Source organism: Muribaculum intestinale, assembly GCF_002201515.1.
Lineage (GTDB): Bacteria > Bacteroidota > Bacteroidia > Bacteroidales > Muribaculaceae > Muribaculum > Muribaculum intestinale.
The window spans coordinates 1-20,154 of sequence record NZ_CP021421.1 but is presented as its reverse complement, the minus strand read 5'-3'; the positions used below and the strand labels follow the sequence as shown (position 1 = coordinate 20,154).

General features: G+C 51.9%; 19 protein-coding genes and 1 pseudogene. 9 read left to right on the top strand and 11 right to left on the bottom strand.

Annotation, left to right across the window (positions count from 1 at the left end; all coding sequences use genetic code 11):
- Positions 1 to 16 precede the first annotated feature (16 nt).
- The gene (gene istA, locus ADH68_RS00100) at positions 17 to 1,618 is read right to left on the bottom strand and encodes an IS21 family transposase (RefSeq protein WP_068959738.1); all 1,602 of its coding nucleotides are present in this window, start codon (positions 1,616 to 1,618) and stop codon (positions 17 to 19) included.
- Positions 1,619 to 1,728: 110 nt separating this feature from the next.
- On the opposite strand from istA (ADH68_RS00100), the gene ADH68_RS00095 reads away from it, so the two are divergent.
- The 3 genes from ADH68_RS00095 to ADH68_RS00085 are packed head-to-tail and all read left to right on the top strand — an operon-like array spanning position 1,729 to position 4,698.
- Positions 1,729 to 2,091 carry a hypothetical protein gene (locus ADH68_RS00095; protein WP_068960309.1) on the top strand — a complete coding sequence of 121 codons (363 nt, stop codon included), beginning with the start codon at positions 1,729 to 1,731 and terminating at the stop codon, positions 2,089 to 2,091.
- 3 nt (positions 2,092 to 2,094) lie between these two features.
- Positions 2,095 to 3,078: a DUF4249 domain-containing protein gene (locus ADH68_RS00090; RefSeq protein WP_068960310.1), complete on the top strand. Its 984-nt coding sequence runs from the start codon at positions 2,095 to 2,097 to the stop codon at positions 3,076 to 3,078.
- Positions 3,079 to 3,093: 15 nt separating this feature from the next.
- The gene (locus tag ADH68_RS00085) at positions 3,094 to 4,698 is read left to right on the top strand and encodes a DUF3943 domain-containing protein (RefSeq protein ID WP_157755851.1); all 1,605 of its coding nucleotides are present in this window, start codon (positions 3,094 to 3,096) and stop codon (positions 4,696 to 4,698) included.
- Between the two features lie 305 nt (positions 4,699 to 5,003).
- Here ADH68_RS00085 and ADH68_RS00080 read toward each other — a convergent pair whose 3' ends face one another.
- The 4 genes from ADH68_RS00080 to ADH68_RS00065 all read right to left on the bottom strand — a co-directional run bounded on the left by ADH68_RS00080 (position 5,004) and on the right by ADH68_RS00065 (position 8,646).
- Positions 5,004 to 6,884 carry a ParB/RepB/Spo0J family partition protein gene (locus tag ADH68_RS00080; protein ID WP_068960312.1) on the bottom strand — a complete coding sequence of 627 codons (1,881 nt, stop codon included), beginning with the start codon at positions 6,882 to 6,884 and terminating at the stop codon, positions 5,004 to 5,006.
- 424 nt (positions 6,885 to 7,308) lie between these two features.
- Positions 7,309 to 7,500 (bottom strand): histone H1, encoded by a 192-nt coding sequence (locus ADH68_RS00075; protein WP_068960313.1) that lies wholly within the window; start codon positions 7,498 to 7,500, stop codon positions 7,309 to 7,311.
- 64 nt (positions 7,501 to 7,564) lie between these two features.
- The gene (locus tag ADH68_RS00070; RefSeq protein ID WP_068960314.1) at positions 7,565 to 8,104 is read right to left on the bottom strand and encodes a hypothetical protein; all 540 of its coding nucleotides are present in this window, start codon (positions 8,102 to 8,104) and stop codon (positions 7,565 to 7,567) included.
- A complete protein-coding gene (locus tag ADH68_RS00065) occupies positions 8,101 to 8,646 on the bottom strand; it encodes a topoisomerase C-terminal repeat-containing protein (protein WP_068960315.1) in 546 nt (181 codons plus the stop codon). Before ADH68_RS00065 ends, ADH68_RS00070 begins: the two co-directional genes overlap by 4 nt.
- 264 nt (positions 8,647 to 8,910) lie before the next feature.
- On the opposite strand from ADH68_RS00065, the gene istA (ADH68_RS00055) reads away from it, so the two are divergent.
- The 4 genes from istA (ADH68_RS00055) to ADH68_RS00040 all read left to right on the top strand — a co-directional run bounded on the left by istA (ADH68_RS00055) (position 8,911) and on the right by ADH68_RS00040 (position 13,038).
- Positions 8,911 to 10,512: an IS21 family transposase gene (istA, locus tag ADH68_RS00055; protein WP_235606682.1), complete on the top strand. Its 1,602-nt coding sequence runs from the start codon at positions 8,911 to 8,913 to the stop codon at positions 10,510 to 10,512.
- 37 nt (positions 10,513 to 10,549) lie between these two features.
- The gene (gene istB, locus ADH68_RS00050; protein WP_068961956.1) at positions 10,550 to 11,332 is read left to right on the top strand and encodes an IS21-like element helper ATPase IstB; all 783 of its coding nucleotides are present in this window, start codon (positions 10,550 to 10,552) and stop codon (positions 11,330 to 11,332) included.
- 62 nt (positions 11,333 to 11,394) lie between these two features.
- Positions 11,395 to 11,991: a glucosaminidase domain-containing protein gene (locus ADH68_RS00045; protein WP_068960317.1), complete on the top strand. Its 597-nt coding sequence runs from the start codon at positions 11,395 to 11,397 to the stop codon at positions 11,989 to 11,991.
- 105 nt (positions 11,992 to 12,096) lie between these two features.
- Positions 12,097 to 13,038: an Abi family protein gene (locus ADH68_RS00040; RefSeq protein ID WP_068960318.1), complete on the top strand. Its 942-nt coding sequence runs from the start codon at positions 12,097 to 12,099 to the stop codon at positions 13,036 to 13,038.
- A gap of 262 nt (positions 13,039 to 13,300) precedes the next feature.
- Here the strand turns inward: ADH68_RS00040 and ADH68_RS00035 are convergent, their stop codons facing one another.
- Together ADH68_RS00035 and ADH68_RS00030 are read right to left on the bottom strand one after the other, a co-directional pair.
- Positions 13,301 to 14,020, bottom strand: a complete 720-nt coding sequence (locus ADH68_RS00035) for a TraX family protein (RefSeq protein WP_068960319.1) — start codon at positions 14,018 to 14,020, stop codon at positions 13,301 to 13,303.
- A gap of 18 nt (positions 14,021 to 14,038) precedes the next feature.
- Complete coding sequence (locus ADH68_RS00030; protein WP_068960320.1) at positions 14,039 to 16,348, bottom strand: type IV secretory system conjugative DNA transfer family protein; 2,310 nt, start codon at positions 16,346 to 16,348, stop codon at positions 14,039 to 14,041.
- Positions 16,349 to 16,420: 72 nt separating this feature from the next.
- Here ADH68_RS00030 and ADH68_RS00025 point away from each other — a divergent pair, with 72 nt between their 5' ends.
- A complete protein-coding gene (locus ADH68_RS00025) occupies positions 16,421 to 16,678 on the top strand; it encodes a hypothetical protein (protein ID WP_068960321.1) in 258 nt (85 codons plus the stop codon).
- On the top strand, positions 16,675 to 16,947 hold the full coding sequence (locus ADH68_RS00020; RefSeq protein ID WP_068960322.1) for a type II toxin-antitoxin system YafQ family toxin: 273 nt from the start codon (positions 16,675 to 16,677) through the stop codon (positions 16,945 to 16,947). The genes ADH68_RS00025 and ADH68_RS00020 overlap by 4 nt, the downstream gene beginning before the upstream one ends.
- Before the next feature lie 5 nt (positions 16,948 to 16,952).
- Here the strand turns inward: ADH68_RS00020 and ADH68_RS00015 are convergent, their stop codons facing one another.
- From ADH68_RS00015 to istA (ADH68_RS00005), 4 genes and pseudogenes are all read right to left on the bottom strand, one after another.
- Positions 16,953 to 17,423: a hypothetical protein gene (locus tag ADH68_RS00015; protein WP_068960323.1), complete on the bottom strand. Its 471-nt coding sequence runs from the start codon at positions 17,421 to 17,423 to the stop codon at positions 16,953 to 16,955.
- 21 nt (positions 17,424 to 17,444) lie between these two features.
- A pseudogene (locus tag ADH68_RS14240) lies at positions 17,445 to 17,540 on the bottom strand (conjugative transposon protein TraN); the annotation flags it as partial.
- 75 nt (positions 17,541 to 17,615) lie between these two features.
- A complete protein-coding gene (gene istB, locus ADH68_RS00010; protein ID WP_088294836.1) occupies positions 17,616 to 18,398 on the bottom strand; it encodes an IS21-like element helper ATPase IstB in 783 nt (260 codons plus the stop codon).
- 37 nt (positions 18,399 to 18,435) lie between these two features.
- Positions 18,436 to 20,028: an IS21 family transposase gene (istA, locus tag ADH68_RS00005; RefSeq protein WP_088294748.1), complete on the bottom strand. Its 1,593-nt coding sequence runs from the start codon at positions 20,026 to 20,028 to the stop codon at positions 18,436 to 18,438.
- Positions 20,029 to 20,154: the final 126 nt, after the last annotated feature.

Sequence of the window (20,154 nt, the reverse complement as noted above, 5' to 3'; positions counted from 1 at the left end):
TTTTTTGGGGGGGTATTCAGTCTGCCTGCGATGCGCGGGTATATTCCATAAATGATGAAAGCATGTCAAGGGTATGGCTTGCCGAACTTTCTATTTCAGCCTGTTGCGGGTCGGGAACGTTCGTTGCCGCGATATCGGCGGTTGACTGCATATGTCCTTCCGCCGAGATCATCTGAGCCTGTATCTGTTCAGATGAGAGGCGCTGGAGCCCGCGGGACGAAAGACTTGTGGCGGCACGGACGATGTCAGTGTATGCCAGATTGTTGTCGCGGGTGAACACAAGCAGTTCTATGAAGCTTCGCGGAGACTCGCGGAAGTGTTCGCGGTAAAGCGCCGCCACCGACGGATGTACCTGTTGCAGAGCCACAGACCGCCCCAGAGCGGCCGGTTTGCGCAGGAATGTACCCAGATAATGCATCAGGTCGATGACCCAGTCGCCGGAGCGTCGGCTTCGGGCATGATTGGCCACCTTGTCGCGTCCGTAAAGCACCACGATGCGCTCGGAATACAGCTTTACCGCCACCTGCGAGCCCACCAGACGGTCGGGCACAGAGTAGTGCACTCCGTCAACGGTTATCGTTGAATACTTTCCGACGCGGTACAGCCGCTGCTCGAAGCAGCCGATGTCACCGTGGTCCAACGGACGTAGCGCCGCCAGATCGGCCTGTATGCGCAGGCGTTTTTCTTCCGCCGACATGTTGGACGCCTCTGTGTTGAGCCTGTCGCAGACTGCCGCCAGATGCGTCTGCGCGGCATCCAGGGAGTCAAACCGGACCTCGAACGAGAATGCACGACGCCGGATATATTCCACCGAACGTTCCACCTTGCCTTTTTCCCATCCCGAGCGAGGGTTGCAGAAATGGGGTGTGAAACAGTAGTGTACCTCCATGCGCAGCAGCGCATCCGTGTGCTCGCGGTCGCGCCCGAGGAACTTCTTTACGGCGGTACGCATGTTGTCATAGGCCATCACGCGCGGGGTGCCCCCCAACTCCCGGAAGCAGTTGCGGTGGGCTTCCATAAGAGCCAGGGTATCTTCGCGCGAAAACAGATATGCCTTGCGCATATTGCTGTGGTCGAGGGTGAATACCGCCATGTGAAGGCGAGTCCTGACTCCACCGATCCACAGGGTAAGCACGCCCCAGTCGAACTCGCAACGGAATCCAGGCTCATAGTCCTGACGGATATATGCCTTTGCAGGCTTTTCTTGCGACTTCGGCGCTGCCTCCAGCGCACGGACATACTGACATACTGTGGAATAGGCGATACGCACGCCATCGTCCTGAAGACGTCGCCACATATCGAGCTTGCGCATCTGCTGCTTGTGCAATCCGGCAGCGACGTTCTCCCGGTTGCGGGCGATAAAACCATCGATGCGACGGCGGACATCATCGGTCACAACACGCCTGACGCGTCCGCTGCTGTCATACTTCGGCCTGGTCAGCAGATAATCGTCAACCTCCCGCTCTGTCGGTGACGGGCCGGCCTCTCTCTCGAACTCGCGCAGATACTTGCGCACGGTCTTGCGGCTCATGCCGTTGCGGCGCGCTATCTCGCGGATGCTCATCCCCTCGCGGCGATGAGACAGAATAATGGATGTTTTTTCCTCCATGTGTAGCATTTTGTGGAATCGTTGATGTCGTTCTTTCTAATCAACGATATCCGGTTGAACTTACCCATGGGGTGGGTCCCTTTTCAATTGCTCTACCTGGGTCCCTTTTCAAATGTTAGATGCAGTATAACTATGACATACCTGGGAGCCAGTTCCCCGACGCGCCTACAGTAGGTCCTCCGGGATACGGCAACGAAGTTGACGGAATAGACTATTATTCATCGAGAAACAATGTGCGTCTTCCGGCATACCACAGGCTTGACCTCGGCATGAGCATCTACAAGACATATAAGAACGGACGTTCCGGGGTTTGGAATTTCAGTCTCTACAATGCCTATTGTCGGATGAATGCCATAACTATCAAGAAAGACAATGAGAACAACATTATTGACTCCGCCAACAAAGATAACTGGCACAGAGCGTTCAAGACGTTGAGCTTCATTCCTATAATTCCATCAGTCTCCTATACATATTCATTCTAAAAAATGCGAAACAAACAATATCTGCTTTCAGCCTTGTTCCCGGTCATGCTTATCTCGTGCTATCACGAGGTGGATCTTGACGAATACCGCGACAAGGACGGCGAGAATATCCTTACCATCAATTCTTTGGTATGTCCGGATTCTTCACTGCAGGTGTCGGCGACAAAGACCTATTTCTTTTCCGACATCCATAACGACAGGACATACGTGAAAGACCTTAACATATTGGTTAAGGTAAACGAAGTTGGAAGAGGAATCATGGAATATGATAAAACAAGAAATCTATATATATCGGATATAAAAATACAGTCTGGTGACAGGGTTACTATCAGCACCGAATACTCAGAGACCTTCGTCTCCGCATCCGACATTATGCCGGATGCGGCCAGCATAGAAGGAGTCTCGGTAGAGCGGCAGGGTCCGGTAAGTATCTATACCAACTCAGACTTTATATTCACGTATGGCATTACGTTTACAGACCGTCCGGATGAAGACAATTATTATTTTCTGCAATGGGACGCGGTGGAGCGAGGCAAGGACATCAGGATGGGAGAACGAGACTTTGCCCATGAGCTTGTATTTCAGCAGCTTGCCAGCCAAATCCATTCCACACTTCCAGGATGGGAGCCATATTCACCATACGGGCTTCCTTTTTCTGACAAAGGGATTGATGGTAAAGAACACACCATTGTAGTCAAGGAAATAGTGCAGATGGTAAAAGGGTCTAATGAATGGAGAAAAACACAGATGAAGCGTGGATTCAGACTTTATGCAATCTCCAAGGCATATTATGACTATCTTGTAAGCGTTCTGATAAACCAGACGGGAGACAAAGGGCTGCAGGGTGGTATGATTGACCTCGGCATTGCTGACCCGGTAAAGGTTTTCTCTAACATAGAGGGCGGAGTTGGCATATTGGGGTGCTATACTATGGCAGAAAGTGAGATTGATGTAATGAAGATTGTAGGACCATTTCCAACTGAATAAGATGAGATGAACAATATGAAAAGACTTTTGCTTTTAGTAATTATATCAGTATATGCTGCAATATTGCCGGCTTACTCCCAGATTGACACCGACACATTAGAGAAGGCGGATACCTTATCTGTTATATCTTCGGGCAAACTCCGGTTTCAAGACTCACACACTGTCTCGGAGGTGGTTCCTCCAGACAGTATTGATGTTGCAAGGTATCGAAAGAAGCATTTCTGGCGCGCTGCCGGAGAGACTGTCGGTTTCAATATCGGTTTATGGGCGTTCGACCGTTATGTGCTTGACGGGCACTATGCCTATATATCATGGAGCACCATCAAAGAGAATTTCCGGCACGGCTTCGAGTGGGATGACGACCATCTGCATACCAATATGTTCGACCATCCCTATAATGGATCAATTTTCTTCAATGCAGGGCGTTCCAACGGCTATAATTTCTGGCAGTCGGAACTGTTTGCCATAGGAGGCAGTGCCATGTGGGAGATGTTCATGGAGTGTGAATACCCCTCTACAAACGATATAATAGCCACCCCTGTGGGCGGTGCCGCTATCGGAGAGGTGCTTTACAGGGCTTCCGACCTTATCATCGACGACCGAGCATCGGGTGGGGAAAGATTTGGAAGGGAGCTTGCTGCATTCGTTGTTAACCCCATGAGGGGACTTACCCGTATATTTTCCGGTGATGCCTGGAAAAAGCGCAATACTCCCGGACGCAATTTCGGAATTCCCCCAATCAGTGTAGAGCTATCGTTAGGCGGACGATTGCTTACATTGTGGGATAATGACGAGGGTACCAAGGCAGGCGTTGCGGCGGAAGTAAATATAGAGTATGGCGACAAATTTGCTGAGACAACGAAAGCTCCATACGATTATTTTACTTTCTTGCTTGAAGTACAGGGAATAAAATCTCAGCCGCTTTTAAGTCGTGCAGAGATTGTCGGCAGACTTCTTTCAAAGGAGATTGTGGATAAAAAAGATTTAAACCTAAATGTTGGTCTATACCAGCATTTTGACTTTTTTGACTCTGACACAATCCGCGAAGAGAGAAACAGCTCGAAACTGTTTCCATGCGCCGTACCGTACAAGCTGGGTGCCCCGGCTTCGGTCGGAGGCGGCGTTATGTTCAGATACAAGCCATTGCCGATAATGAGAATTGACGGTTTTCTGCATCTAAACGGTATAGCTTTGGCGGGAATCCTTACCGACTTCTATCGTGACTATCACCGCAACTACAACTGGGGATCAGGATTCTCAATAAAGGCGGGAGCAAATCTTAATCTTTGGAATGACAGGCTGTCGTTAAGGCTTGCAAACCAGTTTTACAAGATTTATACATGGAATGGCTATGATTCTGATTTTGATTGGTCAACTACACCAGAAGGCAAGCCTGTCAATGTGCAAGGTGATTCCTCTAATTCTTCATTCAATCATTTTGAGGCATCATTTAGCTATGACATTTGGAAAAGGTTGTATTTCACGGCAGGATTCGATATGTATATCAGAAATACCAATTATGATGGATTGACCATAAGAGATGGGGGAACATCAACCATAAGTCCTCATATAGAGAGCAAGCAGCTTGGGTTTCACTTGATGCTGACATACAAGTTTTGAGTCCATATATAATATAGGTATTCACAAACCTATTATCTTGTTTTACTAAATTGGTCAGCAATGAATGTTATTCACTAATTAAAATAGTCTCCCTCGTTTTTCAGATACAGAAATCTGTCAATTAGTAGCAGTCTTCCCCGACATCCTGATTATATGTAATATCCTATGGGGCTTATTTGATAAACAATTTTCCAAATCAGTCTGGCTGACAGGTTTCCAAAACCGGCGGCTTTTGGTCGGGTACGAGCAAAAGCCACCCCGCACCATTCGGTTTGGGGTGGCTTGCTCAAACATTTGCCTATCGCTTAGGCGGCAGCTTCTTCGGTGTCGTTGTCAGTTCCCTGCGGTGCGTCCTCGGCAGGGTCGGGTTGAATGACCTCGGCTTCTTCGGTGGTTTCTTCGGTGGTTTCTTCGGGTGCTTTATCGGCAGGTTCAGCCGCAATTTCCTCGGCAGGGTCGGTCACGGCTTCCTCCGGCTCGTCGGCTTCGGGCGTTTCGGCAGTTTCGGGAGCCTCGGGTTCAGCCTCCGGCAGGTCGGTAGGTCTGAGTTGCGCTATGCGCTCTTCAAGGCGTTTGTGACGCTTCTCGTATATCTCGTTGTATTGGCTCTCGATTGCCGCGAACTCGTCCGGCATGTGCTTCTTGGCGAAAGCGAAAAGGAGGCCGGATATTGCGTTGGTGCGGTATGCGCCTTGGAAATTGGCGATAAGGAAATCCCTGCGGATAATCGCCTTGGTCTTGGCGTTGAGTTTGGCGATGATTGCCATTTTCTCCATGTCGTCGAGAGCCTTGTATGGGTCACGGTCGGTCAGACCCACGGCCTCGTAATGCTCCCTGCGAAGCGATGAGAGCAGGAAGAAATATATCATCTTGTCTTCCTCGTTGGAGAATTTCGCCTCGGTGATGTCAACCTTTTTGATTTGCTCCTTTGTGTCGGCGATTGTATGCTCAACGGCTATCTCCTTGTTACGCATATCCTTTGCCTTCAAGTCGGCTATTATCGCGGTGGAGGCACTGCCGTCCTCGCGCTGTTTTACGGGCACAGCCTTGTAGCCGAGGGTCACGTCATTGCGCCCAACCCATATATAGAGGGTTATTTCTCCTGCCTCGCTCTTTGAGAGCAGTTCGGCACGTTCAGTGTAATACTCCTGCATTTCCTCTTGATAGTCCTGCACCATATCCGCGTATTCCTCGTCGGTATCATCTTCCTCCCTCTGCGGTGCGTCGGGTTCGGTCGGGAAGCGTTTGGGATAATCGCTTACGGTCTCTATCTCGTAGCCCATTTCGGCAAGGCGCGAGGCAACCGCCTCGTTGGTGTCGTATTGGTATTGGCAGAGGTTGGCTTCGGGGTATTCGGCAAGCATGGATACTGCCTTTTCGGCGAGGTATGCGGTGTGCTTCTCTTTGAGGCATGAGGATTTTGCGCATTTTCCCTCGTAGCCCTCTTCCACGAAAAGGAGCAGATTGCAGGTGTTGTGGGGGCATGAGGCACACGCTGATTTGTCGAAGCTGTAACGGCAAAGCTCGGTTGTGAAGTCGCGCTCTATCATCTGCGCCACCTTAGAGGCGTTCATGCCACGCCAACTATTGTACGGCAGACCGTCTTTGAGGTGCTTTTCGTAAACCTCACGCTGGATGTCCTCGCCGTAACGGCATATCTCGGAGGCCACGCTGACGGTGATGTCGTCCGTGTCAAGCAATGAGGCTATTTCGGGTATGAGGGTCGTAAGTTTCATTCGGGTGCGGATATAGGCCACGCTCTTGCCTACCTGCACGGCGAGTGACTGCGCGTCGTAGCGTCCGCTCTCTATGAGGCGACGGAAAGCCGAGGCTTCCTCCATAGGGGCGATGTCCTGCCGTTGCAGATTCTCGGTAATCGCCATTTCCTCCGCCTCCTTGTCGGAAAGGTTGTCATATATCTCTGCCGGGATTCCCGTCTGCTCGGCTATGAGCGAGGCGCGGTAACGCCTTTCGCCGAACACTATCTCGTATCGGTCGGTGCCGGGTATGGGGCGCAACCCTACAGGCTGTATCACCCCGTGCTGACGGATAGAATCGGCAAGTTCGGTAAGAGCCTGCTCGTCGAAACTCTTTCGGGGGTTGAAGCCACTCGGCTGAATGAGCGAGAGGGCGATTGTGGTCACGTTTACTGCGTTGTTGGCGTTGGTATGGTTTGCTGCTTCCATAATTAAAAGGGTTTTAGATGTTTGAGAAATGTTTGTTTTTTCCCTTTTGTCTGAAGCCTTGCGGCTTCTCGCGTCCGGGTGATTTTTTCGATACAATCAGGACGGAGGGCACAGGGGGCGCAAGGCAAGCGTGGCAAGCGAAAAAATACGGAATACCCGATTTGGCACAAATCGCGGAAGGCTGCCGGATTTTTTCACGCAGGCAAGCCGAAGGCGGTCGCTTGCCGCCGTCACCGCCAGCCGTAACTTTGTAACGAAAAATACACGGGCGCGAGAGCCACGGGCCGACAGAAGAGAGAATCCCCATGCTCGCGCACAGAGATTCCCGGATAGCAAAGAAATTGTCCTATTATTTGGAATGGCAGTAAAATGGAAGCCGCAATAATGAGTGGATAATGAATGTCCCTGCCAGAACATCCTGATGCTAATCTTGTCTTTTGCCGGAGGCTGCAGCCGCCAGTGACAGTTTGCGGAACCGCTTTAGCAGCGGCTCCAGCTCCAGGGAGGCGCGACGGGCGCGAAGCCCCGCCGCCTTGTTACCCTTGTCAAGCTGCGACGAGGCGTCCTTCATAAACGAGGTGGTGAGAGTTTCGATTTGATTAAGAAGATCCTTCATAAGCGTTAGTTGTTTTGGAGTTGATATAATCGTGTTTACGGGTTGGTTGAATGATGAATATTGTTTACAGCAACGGTATCTCGAAAGAGCTTACCACGCACTGCGCGTCGCGGTCGGTGATAAACCAGTATTCCGAGCGGTAGGGAGTGCCGCTTTCCGATACGGCCTCGTACTCTATCTTGACCTTCCAGCCGCTGAACGGCTTTCGGGGAGCGTCCGGGCCTTCCAACGACATAAGGGAGCGCATGGCCGACATAGAGGACATCTGCCTCTCGACAAGCTCCCGGAGGGCGGGATTGTCAAAGTCCATGCTGCCGAGGTTGTCGGTCTGCGACATCACCCTCTCGTTTACCTTCATCATAGACACGGCTATCGCCATCTTTTCCTCGTCGTCGATGTAGCAGCGTCCGAAAACGCTGTCCGGATCGCTGACGGCAATCACCTTCACCGATTCAGGATTGTCAACCGAGGCATGGAGGGCGGTCTGCGCCACTCTTACGGCCCGCTTCTGCGGCTTCTCGCGCCAGCACACGGCCATCGCTATAATCCCCCAGACCAACGCGCCGGAGGCGAGCATTATTGCGAGTTTCGTTCCCGGCCTCATACCTTGATAACCTTTGTCTTGTCGGGTGATAGGCCGAGCTTGCGGCGGTATATCGCGCCGTTCTCGCCATACATCTCTATCTCGCGTGATGTAACGCCGTCGGCGCATATCTCGCGCACGTCGTCGAGCGTCATCAGGTGGCCGCCTATGTTGCGCCATATCACGAAATCGCAGGGATTCCCCTCCTGACGGTAGTTGGAGCAGTTGAACGCCTTTGCTCCGACACGGATCTCTCCGCCGCACCGGGGGCAACGCGCCACAATAGACTCCATTGATATAACCCCGTCGTCACCCATGACAAGCACCGTTGGAAAAGCCTTCCACTCCTTGGTGGCGAAGCCGTCGAGCAATATGCTCCGCTTCTCAAGCAGTTTCGCAATCTCGTCATCGGACATCTTGCGGTTGCCGATCACACCGTTGATGAAGAGGCCGCACTTGCCGTCCTCCCCGGTATTGTTCTCGCAGCGGTAGCCCTTGCAGGTCTTTACCACGTTGCCGCCGCACACCGGGCAGCGGCCGATAATCTTTGTTTCGTTATCCATATTGAAATGTAAAAAATTTGATTGTCTTCAACTGTATTCTCGTTATCTGTATTTGATGGTGTTCCACTCCCACACAAGATTTTCGGCGATAGCCTTTCCCGACATCACCGAGGCCCAGCCGTCCGGGTCGAGAGAAAACCAAAGGTCGTTGCATCTAACATTTGAAAAGGGACCCAGGTAGAGCAATTGAAAAGGGACCCACCCCATGGGTAAGTTCAACCGGATATCGTTGATTAGAAAGAACGACATCAACGATTCCACAAAATGCTACACATGGAGGAAAAAACATCCATTATTCTGTCTCATCGCCGCGAGGGGATGAGCATCCGCGAGATAGCGCGCCGCAACGGCATGAGCCGCAAGACCGTGCGCAAGTATCTGCGCGAGTTCGAGAGAGAGGCCGGCCCGTCACCGACAGAGCGGGAGGTTGACGATTATCTGCTGACCAGGCCGAAGTATGACAGCAGCGGACGCGTCAGGCGTGTTGTGACCGATGATGTCCGCCGTCGCATCGATGGTTTTATCGCCCGCAACCGGGAGAACGTCGCTGCCGGATTGCACAAGCAGCAGATGCGCAAGCTCGATATGTGGCGACGTCTTCAGGACGATGGCGTGCGTATCGCCTATTCCACAGTATGTCAGTATGTCCGTGCGCTGGAGGCAGCGCCGAAGTCGCAAGAAAAGCCTGCAAAGGCATATATCCGTCAGGACTATGAGCCTGGATTCCGTTGCGAGTTCGACTGGGGCGTGCTTACCCTGTGGATCGGTGGAGTCAGGACTCGCCTTCACATGGCGGTATTCACCCTCGACCACAGCAAGATGCGCAAGGCATATCTGTTTTCGCGCGAAGATACCCTGGCTCTTATGGAAGCCCACCGCAACTGCTTCCGGGAGTTGGGGGGCACCCCGCGCGTGATGGCCTATGACAACATGCGTACCGCCGTAAAGAAGTTCCTCGGGCGCGACCGCGAGCACACGGATGCGCTGCTGCGCATGGAGGTACACTACTGTTTCACACCCCATTTCTGCAACCCTCGCTCGGGATGGGAAAAAGGCAAGGTGGAACGTTCGGTGGAATATATCCGGCGTCGTGCATTCTCGTTCGAGGTCCGGTTTGACTCCCTGGATGCCGCGCAGACGCATCTGGCGGCAGTCTGCGACAGGCTCAACACAGAGGCGTCCAACATGTCGGCGGAAGAAAAACGCCTGCGCATACAGGCCGATCTGGCGGCGCTACGTCCGTTGGACCACGGTGACATCGGCTGCTTCGAGCAGCGGCTGTACCGCGTCGGAAAGTATTCAACGATAACCGTTGACGGAGTGCACTACTCTGTGCCCGACCGTCTGGTGGGCTCGCAGGTGGCGGTAAAGCTGTATTCCGAGCGCATCGTGGTGCTTTACGGACGCGACAAGGTGGCCAATCATGCCCGAAGCCGACGCTCCGGCGACTGGGTCATCGACCTGATGCATTATCTGGGTACATTCCTGCGCAAACCGGCCGCTCTGGGGCGGTCTGTGGCTCTGCAACAGGTACATCCGTCGGTGGCGGCGCTTTACCGCGAACACTTCCGCGAGTCTCCGCGAAGCTTCATAGAACTGCTTGTGTTCACCCGCGACAACAATCTGGCATACACTGACATCGTCCGTGCCGCCACAAGTCTTTCGTCCCGCGGGCTCCAGCGCCTCTCATCTGAACAGATACAGGCTCAGATGATCTCGGCGGAAGGACATATGCAGTCAACCGCCGATATCGCGGCAACGAACGTTCCCGACCCGCAACAGGCTGAAATAGAAAGTTCGGCAAGCCATACCCTTGACATGCTTTCATCATTTATGGAATATACCCGCGCATCGCAGGCAGACTGAATACCCCCCCAAAAAACAACCAATACACTGAATGACAATGACAGACATACATGAAACAGACCGTGACGGACTTCGGGAGCTCATTCGCTCATGCGCTTTCGACCTTAAACTCCCGCTTGTGCGGCGCGACATCGACCTGCTTATACAGCAGAGCGCCGACGAACAATGGAACCTATGGCGGTTTACAGCCGAACTGCTCCGGCGCGAAAAAGAGAACCGCTCTGAAAACCAGCGCCGTCACCGCATCAAAAACGCAGGGTTCCCGCAACTTCGCTATCTTAACGAAATCGACACCGACGCTCTGCCCGCCGATGCCCGGAAAGCGCTCCCGACACTCGAGACACTCGACTTCATCAAAAACGGACGCAACCTCATTCTATACGGCAATCCCGGAACAGGCAAGACTCATCTGGCGACAGCTCTCGGTATCGCCGCATGTAATGCCGGACACTCGGTGCTGTTCACATCCGTGCCAAGACTGCTCACGCAGATACGCGAGTGCCGCAACGCTTTGACACTCCGGTCGCTGGAAAACAAGTTCGAGAGATACGACATGGTCATCTGTGATGAGTTCGGATACGTCTCCTGCGACAAGGCCGGCGCAGAGATGCTCTTTAACCATCTCTCCCTCCGCACCGACAAGAAGACGACCGTCGTCACAACCAATCTCGCCTTCAACCGCTGGAACGAGATTATTGACGACAAAGTACTGGTCACCGCAATGGTAGACCGCCTGACCCACAAGGCTATACTGCTTAACATGACAGGCAAATCATACCGCATGAAAGAAACTCAGGAAATGATGACTCAACAAATATAATTATCTTTGCATCCCCATCCCGGGTGGTCCCCTTTTCAAATGCTATCCGGGTCCCTTTTCAAATGTTAGATACAATTCTGACACTTGCCGCCATGATTGCGGTTCCCTTTTCGTCTATAGCCCAGTTCCATACCATCACCAAGGATTGCCCCATTGTGGGTCACAATCTTGTCAAGACGGATAAAGTCATTGAAAAAGAAATAATTACCAATATCAAGCCTCTGCAAGAATGCAAATCTGACAGTAATCAAATAAATGATAACAACTCGGTATTCCGCAATTCTGGCACAGTGAGCAAATCCCGGACGGATAGCGGGCATAACCGTAATTTGCCTGAGCTGACGATTCCGAATCTCGTTGAAGAGATAAGGAGGAACGGAATCAAGTTTCCGAAGATAGTGCTGGCCCAGGCGATTCTTGAAACCGGATGGTTCAAGTCGTCAGTCTGCCGAAACAAGCATAACCTTTTCGGGCTTACCAATCCGAGGACGGGCGAATACTACGAGTTCTCCCATTGGACGGAGAGCGTCAAAGCCTACTATACCAAAGTGCAGTACCGCTATAAGGGCGGAAACTATCTGCTGTGGCTGAAAAACATCGGCTATGCCGAGAATCCGGGATACATCCGCGCCGTTATCCGGGTACTCCGACAGATTTAGCACGGAATAGCACATACAGGCCTTGAATCCTTATATTTAGGTCCTCCCGGATACCCAAAATGTCAGAATAATTGCTTAATTTTGTAGCTGATTTAACAATAATAAATGGCAAGAAGAAAAATACCATATAATAAAAGGGCCACGACCTATGAGGAGCAAATTACAATACTCCGTAGGCATGGTGTGGTAATCTCCGATGAGGCCAAGGCAAGGGAGTATCTGGCGGACATCGGATACTATCGGCTGGGGTTCTATCTGTATCCTTTTGAGAAAACTTATCCACGTCTGGACTCCGGACGAAGCCACAATGTAATACTGGGCACACGGATTGAGGATGCGGTCGCCCTGTATTATTTTGATTTGGATTTAAGAAATATACTCCATAAATATCTGTCAAGGATTGAGGTGGCAATCCGCACTGTATTCATATACGAGCTGTCCACAAAATACAGCGGCGATCCAACGTGGTTCGTATGTCCCTCGGTAGTAAAACCGGACTTTATCGCAAACTTCCCAACAGCTGCCTACAATTCCATAAAAAGGAACGATGTAATTAAAAGACACCACAAAATATATCTCGGCCAGTATGCTCCTGCATGGAAAACCATGGAGTATATGACTCTCGGCAATATTGAGATTCTATATGACAGCCTGATATTGAATAAAGACAAGAAATTGGTAAGCAATCGTTTCGGAGAGCCTGCAACAGCCACATTCAAAAGTTACCTGTCAGCCATAAGGGAGGTTCGTAATGCCTGCGCTCATGGTAAAACATTGTTTGACCTGAATCTGTTTACAGGTATCCGAAGAGGCAAGGCCGGAAATTTCCAAGGTATTAACCGGCACACATTCCGTGAGGCCATGGCTGTAGTCGATTATCTGCTAAAGAAAATTTCAGTCAACAGGGTAAAAGATATGTGGGATGATATATACAGGGTGACAGAGCTGCTGTATGCTAAAGCACCTTCTTTAAGACCACTTATAGAGGATAAGACCGGTATCATAATACCCGAGATAGAGGAGAAATCTGAGATTCAGAATAGCTGACAGCATAATAATTGTTAAAAACCGACAAATCACTCAGGATATTTGTTCATTACAATAGAAAAGCCTATCTTTGCAGACAGAAAGTGTACTTGGAAAGCCCAGTTGCGTCCAACTGCACTATAAAAAAGATTAAATCGAGTCCAGCTCCATGGGTTGGGCTCGTACCTTTTCTATAAAAGTGCCGGTAATGACTTTAAGGCTCATTGCCAACACTATAAAAGGGAAAAAAGAGGTCGTGCATTTCGCTGCACGACCTCGCTCTTTATATCAGAGCCGCAATGAGCAGCAGATGAGCAGGATAGACTGAGTAGAAGGCGTATTTGGCGGCGTTGCCCCTTATGAAGCCCCTTGTACCGTCATATAGGAAGATGACAGCGGAGGCAAGAACCGCTCCGGCTATGCCGTAGTGGGCCATAAGGGGGAATGTGAAGATAATCTGCAAGAGGGCCTGCGAGGGGAAATGCGTCGATGAACGCTCCAGCCACGGGCGCATGGTGCCGTGCCGGAGGATGTAGAAAAGAAAAATCATCAACACACCCCGCCAGTCATAATCCGTGCCGAGCCACCATGCGAGAGCGGCCACGCCTGACACCCCGACGAATGACAGCGGCCCGTGTTCGCAAAGCCGGTCGAACACCGCAAGAGCCGCCACGCCCAGGGCGAGCGTGAACATCACGTTATGCGTGCCGTCGGCCCCGTTGAGCATAAGCCACGGAATTTCGCTTACCATCCCGGCAAATGCCAGGATAAGGAAATATCTCATTCTATCGCGGCTGTGGGCGAAGCCCTCCGCCACAAGGAAAGCGAACACCGGAAACGCGATACGCCCGAAAGAGCGGAGCACGCCGTAAAACGGCGCGTCCGGCTCCATCAGAAAATAAGCGCAGTGGTCGGTCACCATCGAGAGAATCGCGATAATCTTCAATGCGCTTCCGCTTGCCCGGAGGGAGAGGGGTATGCTGAATGAGGCGGTGTTATTCATTGATAATGGCATTATATATTATTGCATTCCGAGAAGTTCCTTCACCATGTCCTCGACCTCCAGGTTCACGCGCTTGAAATTGCGGTTTAGCATAATCTCCTTCTCGCGCTCGTTGGCGAATGTATATATTTTGGGAAGCTCCACATAGTGGGATTCCTCCTCCTTTATCCGTGCCATATCGAAGTTGGTCTTGCAGAAATATTTTGTGGTCTTGAACTCCTCCGACTGCTCGATGTCGAAATGCGACATCATGCTCTTGTCTGTAGCCGTGAAGTCACGCGCCGCCTGACCCGCGAGCCAGCCCGTCGCCATGTCAGCTATCTTTGCCGCCGGAACGAGATAGTCCATCTTTTCGGAGATTGATGTAGATACCTTGGAGTCGTTGATGGTTATGGAGGTTGATGTCTGCTTCGCCTTTCCGAACACGTCATTCTGCGCCCATTCGAGAGTTTCCTTGTTTCGTGCCGCGCCCATGAAGATGTTGCCGCAGGTTGTGATGATTTTCTGCATACCCACCTTGCCGTAGTCGGCCTCAAGTTGCGGAAGCTCCTGAAATCCTAAAGTCACGGCGACCTTGTTGCTTCGCGCCGTACCGATTAGTCGGTCTATCTTGTGGAAATACAGGGTCGGCAGCTCGTCAACGATAATGCTCACCGGGATATTCCCCTTGGAATTGACACGGGTAATAAGACGGTTAAGCACAAGGGCGTTGAGCGAGCCTATGACCTGCTCCTTCTCCGGGTCGTTGGCAATCACGAGATAGCTCGGATTCGTCGGGTCTGAAATCTTCAGGTCGAAATCGTCACCGGTGAACACCCAGTAGGCTTCCGGCGACACAAGCCTTGCGGCGTTGACGCGCAACGTGCCCACCATGCCTTCCAACTGGTCGTTGGCCTTGTTCTCGTATGCCGATTTGAAGGGTGCCATCAGCGAGGCTATCTTGTCATCCATCATCAGAATGTCGAACACCTCCGAATACTTGCGTCCGAGGAACGAAAGCACATGGGGCATATCGGAAAACTCCCCGGTCACGGTGTCCGGCGCCACCTCGTTGCCGGCCTCGTCCTCGTACCAGCAGCGGTCAATCAGTATCAGCTTGCCGAGGCGGTCTATATAGGAGAATCCGTTAAGGTCAACAAACATCCTGTCCTCGTCGGTCGATACGTCGTTGCCGTTGCTGTCCACGAAGTCAAGCACCACCGCTCCGTTTTCATCTATGGCGTTATAGTCGTCCCAATTGCGTATCACAAGTTCCAGCCTCTTCCCCTCATATGAGATAAATCGTCTGAGCTTCTTCCCTTTAAGAAACCCCGTCGGATGGAAATTTACGAAGAAATATATGATGGCCGCAAGAAAGTTCTCCGCCGAATTGGTGAAGAACGCCTCCGAGCCGCCCTTCTTCTCGCCGCCTCCCTTGTTTAGCGAGGCAAGCAGCGTCGCCGCCGTTTCAGAAGCCGCAGCAAGGTCGGGTATATACTTGCGCTGAATAGGATTTATGCGGTTTGAATACTCCACGTTGGTAAAGTTTACCTGACGGAATCCGCAGTTTGCGGGCAGATGGCCGTAGTGCCGGTTCTTGCAGTATTGGTAGAAAAGCGTCTTTGCCAATGTGGGCCACTTGTAATCATATACCATCATCGCAAAACCTTTCCGGGAGTGTTGCCGTATGAAAGGGTCTATGATTCCGAAAGACTTGCCGGAGCCGGGAGTGCCTAACACTATCGTGCCACGAAACGGGTTGATAATGTTGATCCAACCGTTGTGCATCCGCCGCTTGTAATAGTATATCATAGGGATATTCACCGAATATGGAGTTTCCGCAATCTTCTCAGACTGTTGGAACGATTCGTTCTCGAAATTGAACCTGTCCTCGCCGACCTTGTGGTTATAGTATTTGGCGATTCCGTCAAGCCCCTGATGCACAAGCATGGTGCCGACAACCGAGCAGAAGGCATACACTATGCGGTTTGCCGGGAAGCCGAATATCGACAAGCCCCATTCTCCGGCATGGAAGATGAAGCACAGTGCGACAAGCGTAAGCCCGGCCAGCACCGGATATATCACCATAGTCCTGAGATTGAACTTCAAAGCCTTCTTAGCCTTGGTGCCGATGCACACGACGCATATACATATCAGCTCCGCTACCTTACACCCTGCCACGGAACTGAACACCTTGAAGCGTCCGAGCAGGTCGAGGATGAACTGCGTCACACGGTTGTCCGCCGTTATCGGCAGATTCATCACAATCTCGATTATCAGGAAGATGTAGATGCAGCTACGGAAGTAGTTATACATCTGCTGCTGTTCCTTTGTTTCCTCAAAAGCCATACAACTTATGTTCTAAAGATGTTGTTATTGTAATATAAAAGCATTAACTTTGCAGTATAAAAGATTACCGATATGGATATAGCTATTGAAAAGAAGAATCAGAGTTTCCGTCTTTCCGTTGACCTGATCGAGCGGCTGAAGCGGATTGCAAAGCGTCAGAACCGCAGCCTTAACAATTATGTCGAAACGCTGTTGCTTGACGCCGCCTATCACGAGCCTAATGCCACGACTCTCGCCGCGATGAAGGAGGCCGAGAGCGGAGCGTTGCGTGATGAGCCCGCCCTTGACCTGACTTCCATCGAAGCAATGGAGAAATCCATGGGGCTATGAAAAAGCTGAAAGCGTCCTCTCAATATAAGAAGGACTACAAGCGGTTCAGAAACAACCCTAAGAAGGTCATGGAGCTTAAAGAGATCCTGAACAGGCTCGCAAACGAGGAGCCGATTCCGGAAAAGCACAACCCACACATGCTGACCGGTGATTACAAGGGTTATATGGAATGTCATATAGAGAGTGACTTCCTCCTTATATGGTTTGACCCCGACACTGACCAGATAGACCTTGTGCGTCTTGGCTCCCACTCGGAGCTATTCGGATAATCCGGTTATAACGGCATCTTGAATCCGAGCATGAGGCCGTTCCGGAATGTGTCGCCATGCAGGAAATTCACATTGTTTTTCTGTATGATTGAGAACTCGCACCCGTTTTGGAACACATAGTTATATTCAAAACCGCCCTCAATGCCGATGAAAAACCTGCGCTCCACCGCTCCGAACTGCGGGCCGAAGCGGACACGGAAGCTGCCGTTTTTGTAACGGTGCAGACGGTGCTTGTAGATCAGGCCGCCGTCCCAGTAATATCCTTTCCAGAATTGATCGGGGCCGGATTTCCAGTGATTGCCGATTTCACCATATATCTCCACGGCATTGCCGTAGGTGAATGAACGCTCGTAGCCGACGGTGGAGTTGAGCGTCGAGGGGAAGAGGAATCCGGCGTTTACGGTGAGCTTGCTGTCCTGCGCCGAGGCTCCGAGGGAGGCGACGGCGCATATCATGGCGAGAATAATCTTCTTCATAATGATTCGGTATTATCGGTATTATTTGTAGATGTGGGGAGTATATGAGTAAGGCAGGTGCCTGAGTATGTCGGAGTCGAAACCGTCGGCATTGAGAATGTCGTCATACTCGATAGTGTGTATCTAACATTTGAAAAGGGACCCGGATAGCATTTGAAAAGGGGACCACCCGGGATGGGGATGCAAAGATAATTATATTTGTTGAGTCATCATTTCCTGAGTTTCTTTCATGCGGTATGATTTGCCTGTCATGTTAAGCAGTATAGCCTTGTGGGTCAGGCGGTCTACCATTGCGGTGACCAGTACTTTGTCGTCAATAATCTCGTTCCAGCGGTTGAAGGCGAGATTGGTTGTGACGACGGTCGTCTTCTTGTCGGTGCGGAGGGAGAGATGGTTAAAGAGCATCTCTGCGCCGGCCTTGTCGCAGGAGACGTATCCGAACTCATCACAGATGACCATGTCGTATCTCTCGAACTTGTTTTCCAGCGACCGGAGTGTCAAAGCGTTGCGGCACTCGCGTATCTGCGTGAGCAGTCTTGGCACGGATGTGAACAGCACCGAGTGTCCGGCATTACATGCGGCGATACCGAGAGCTGTCGCCAGATGAGTCTTGCCTGTTCCGGGATTGCCGTATAGAATGAGGTTGCGTCCGTTTTTGATGAAGTCGAGTGTCTCGAGTGTCGGGAGCGCTTTCCGGGCATCGGCGGGCAGAGCGTCGGTGTCGATTTCGTTAAGATAGCGAAGTTGCGGGAACCCTGCGTTTTTGATGCGGTGACGGCGCTGGTTTTCAGAGCGGTTCTCTTTTTCGCGCCGGGGCAGTTCGGCTGTAAACCGCCATAGGTTCGATTGTTCGTCGGCGCTCTGCTGTATAAGCAGGTCGATGTCGCGCCGCACAAGCGGGAGTTTAAGGTCGAAAGCGCATGAGCGAATGAGCTCCCGAAGTCCGTCACGGTCTGTTTCATGTATGTCTGTCATTGTCATTCAGTGTATTGGTTGTTTTTTGGGGGGGTATTCAGTCTGCCTGCGATGCGCGGGTATATTCCATAAATGATGAAAGCATGTCAAGGGTATGGCTTGCCGAACTTTCTATTTCAGCCTGTTGCGGGTCGGGAACGTTCGTTGCCGCGATATCGGCGGTTGACTGCATATGTCCTTCCGCCGAGATCATCTGAGCCTGTATCTGTTCAGATGAGAGGCGCTGGAGCCCGCGGGACGAAAGACTTGTGGCGGCACGGACGATGTCAGTGTATGCCAGATTGTTGTCGCGGGTGAACACAAGCAGTTCTATGAAGCTTCGCGGAGACTCGCGGAAGTGTTCGCGGTAAAGCGCCGCCACCGACGGATGTACCTGTTGCAGAGCCACAGACCGCCCCAGAGCGGCCGGTTTGCGCAGGAATGTACCCAGATAATGCATCAGGTCGATGACCCAGTCGCCGGAGCGTCGGCTTCGGGCATGATTGGCCACCTTGTCGCGTCCGTAAAGCACCACGATGCGCTCGGAATACAGCTTTACCGCCACCTGCGAGCCCACCAGACGGTCGGGCACAGAGTAGTGCACTCCGTCAACGGTTATCGTTGAATACTTTCCGACGCGGTACAGCCGCTGCTCGAAGCAGCCGATGTCACCGTGGTCCAACGGACGTAGCGCCGCCAGATCGGCCTGTATGCGCAGGCGTTTTTCTTCCGCCGACATGTTGGACGCCTCTGTGTTGAGCCTGTCGCAGACTGCCGCCAGATGCGTCTGCGCGGCATCCAGGGAGTCAAACCGGACCTCGAACGAGAATGCACGACGCCGGATATATTCCACCGAACGTTCCACCTTGCCTTTTTCCCATCCCGAGCGAGGGTTGCAGAAATGGGGTGTGAAACAGTAGTGTACCTCCATGCGCAGCAGCGCATCCGTGTGCTCGCGGTCGCGCCCGAGGAACTTCTTTACGGCGGTACGCATGTTGTCATAGGCCATCACGCGCGGGGTGCCCCCCAACTCCCGGAAGCAGTTGCGGTGGGCTTCCATAAGAGCCAGGGTATCTTCGCGCGAAAACAGATATGCCTTGCGCATATTGCTGTGGTCGAGGGTGAATACCGCCATGTGAAGGCGAGTCCTGACTCCACCGATCCACAGGGTAAGCACGCCCCAGTCGAACTCGCAACGGAATCCAGGCTCATAGTCCTGACGGATATATGCCTTTGCAGGCTTTTCTTGCGACTTCGGCGCTGCCTCCAGCGCACGGACATACTGACATACTGTGGAATAGGCGATACGCACGCCATCGTCCTGAAGACGTCGCCACATATCGAGCTTGCGCATCTGCTGCTTGTGCAATCCGGCAGCGACGTTCTCCCGGTTGCGGGCGATAAAACCATCGATGCGACGGCGGACATCATCGGTCACAACACGCCTGACGCGTCCGCTGCTGTCATACTTCGGCCTGGTCAGCAGATAATCGTCAACCTCCCGCTCTGTCGGTGACGGGCCGGCCTCTCTCTCGAACTCGCGCAGATACTTGCGCACGGTCTTGCGGCTCATGCCGTTGCGGCGCGCTATCTCGCGGATGCTCAGCCCCTCGCGGCGATGAGACAGAATAATGGATGTTTTTTCCTCCATGTGTAGCATTTTGTGGAATCGTTGATGTCGTTCTTTCTAATCAACGATATCCGGTTGAACTTACCCATGGGGTGGGTCCCTTTTCAATTGCTCTACCTGGGTCCCTTTTCAAATGTTAGATGCAGA

Coding starts and splice junctions, on each gene's coding strand:
- istA (WP_068959738.1), bottom strand. CDS start 1,618: ATGCTACACATGGAGGAAAAAACATCCATTATTCTGTCTCATCGCCGC.
- ADH68_RS00095 (WP_068960309.1), top strand. CDS start 1,729: ATGCAGTATAACTATGACATACCTGGGAGCCAGTTCCCCGACGCGCCT.
- ADH68_RS00090 (WP_068960310.1), top strand. CDS start 2,095: ATGCGAAACAAACAATATCTGCTTTCAGCCTTGTTCCCGGTCATGCTT.
- ADH68_RS00085 (WP_157755851.1), top strand. CDS start 3,094: ATGAAAAGACTTTTGCTTTTAGTAATTATATCAGTATATGCTGCAATA.
- ADH68_RS00080 (WP_068960312.1), bottom strand. CDS start 6,884: ATGGAAGCAGCAAACCATACCAACGCCAACAACGCAGTAAACGTGACC.
- ADH68_RS00075 (WP_068960313.1), bottom strand. CDS start 7,500: ATGAAGGATCTTCTTAATCAAATCGAAACTCTCACCACCTCGTTTATG.
- ADH68_RS00070 (WP_068960314.1), bottom strand. CDS start 8,104: ATGAGGCCGGGAACGAAACTCGCAATAATGCTCGCCTCCGGCGCGTTG.
- ADH68_RS00065 (WP_068960315.1), bottom strand. CDS start 8,646: ATGGATAACGAAACAAAGATTATCGGCCGCTGCCCGGTGTGCGGCGGC.
- istA (WP_235606682.1), top strand. CDS start 8,911: ATGCTACACATGGAGGAAAAAACATCCATTATTCTGTCTCATCGCCGC.
- istB (WP_068961956.1), top strand. CDS start 10,550: ATGACAGACATACATGAAACAGACCGTGACGGACTTCGGGAGCTCATT.
- ADH68_RS00045 (WP_068960317.1), top strand. CDS start 11,395: ATGTTAGATACAATTCTGACACTTGCCGCCATGATTGCGGTTCCCTTT.
- ADH68_RS00040 (WP_068960318.1), top strand. CDS start 12,097: ATGGCAAGAAGAAAAATACCATATAATAAAAGGGCCACGACCTATGAG.
- ADH68_RS00035 (WP_068960319.1), bottom strand. CDS start 14,020: ATGAATAACACCGCCTCATTCAGCATACCCCTCTCCCTCCGGGCAAGC.
- ADH68_RS00030 (WP_068960320.1), bottom strand. CDS start 16,348: ATGGCTTTTGAGGAAACAAAGGAACAGCAGCAGATGTATAACTACTTC.
- ADH68_RS00025 (WP_068960321.1), top strand. CDS start 16,421: ATGGATATAGCTATTGAAAAGAAGAATCAGAGTTTCCGTCTTTCCGTT.
- ADH68_RS00020 (WP_068960322.1), top strand. CDS start 16,675: ATGAAAAAGCTGAAAGCGTCCTCTCAATATAAGAAGGACTACAAGCGG.
- ADH68_RS00015 (WP_068960323.1), bottom strand. CDS start 17,423: ATGAAGAAGATTATTCTCGCCATGATATGCGCCGTCGCCTCCCTCGGA.
- istB (WP_088294836.1), bottom strand. CDS start 18,398: ATGACAGACATACATGAAACAGACCGTGACGGACTTCGGGAGCTCATT.
- istA (WP_088294748.1), bottom strand. CDS start 20,028: ATGGAGGAAAAAACATCCATTATTCTGTCTCATCGCCGCGAGGGGCTG.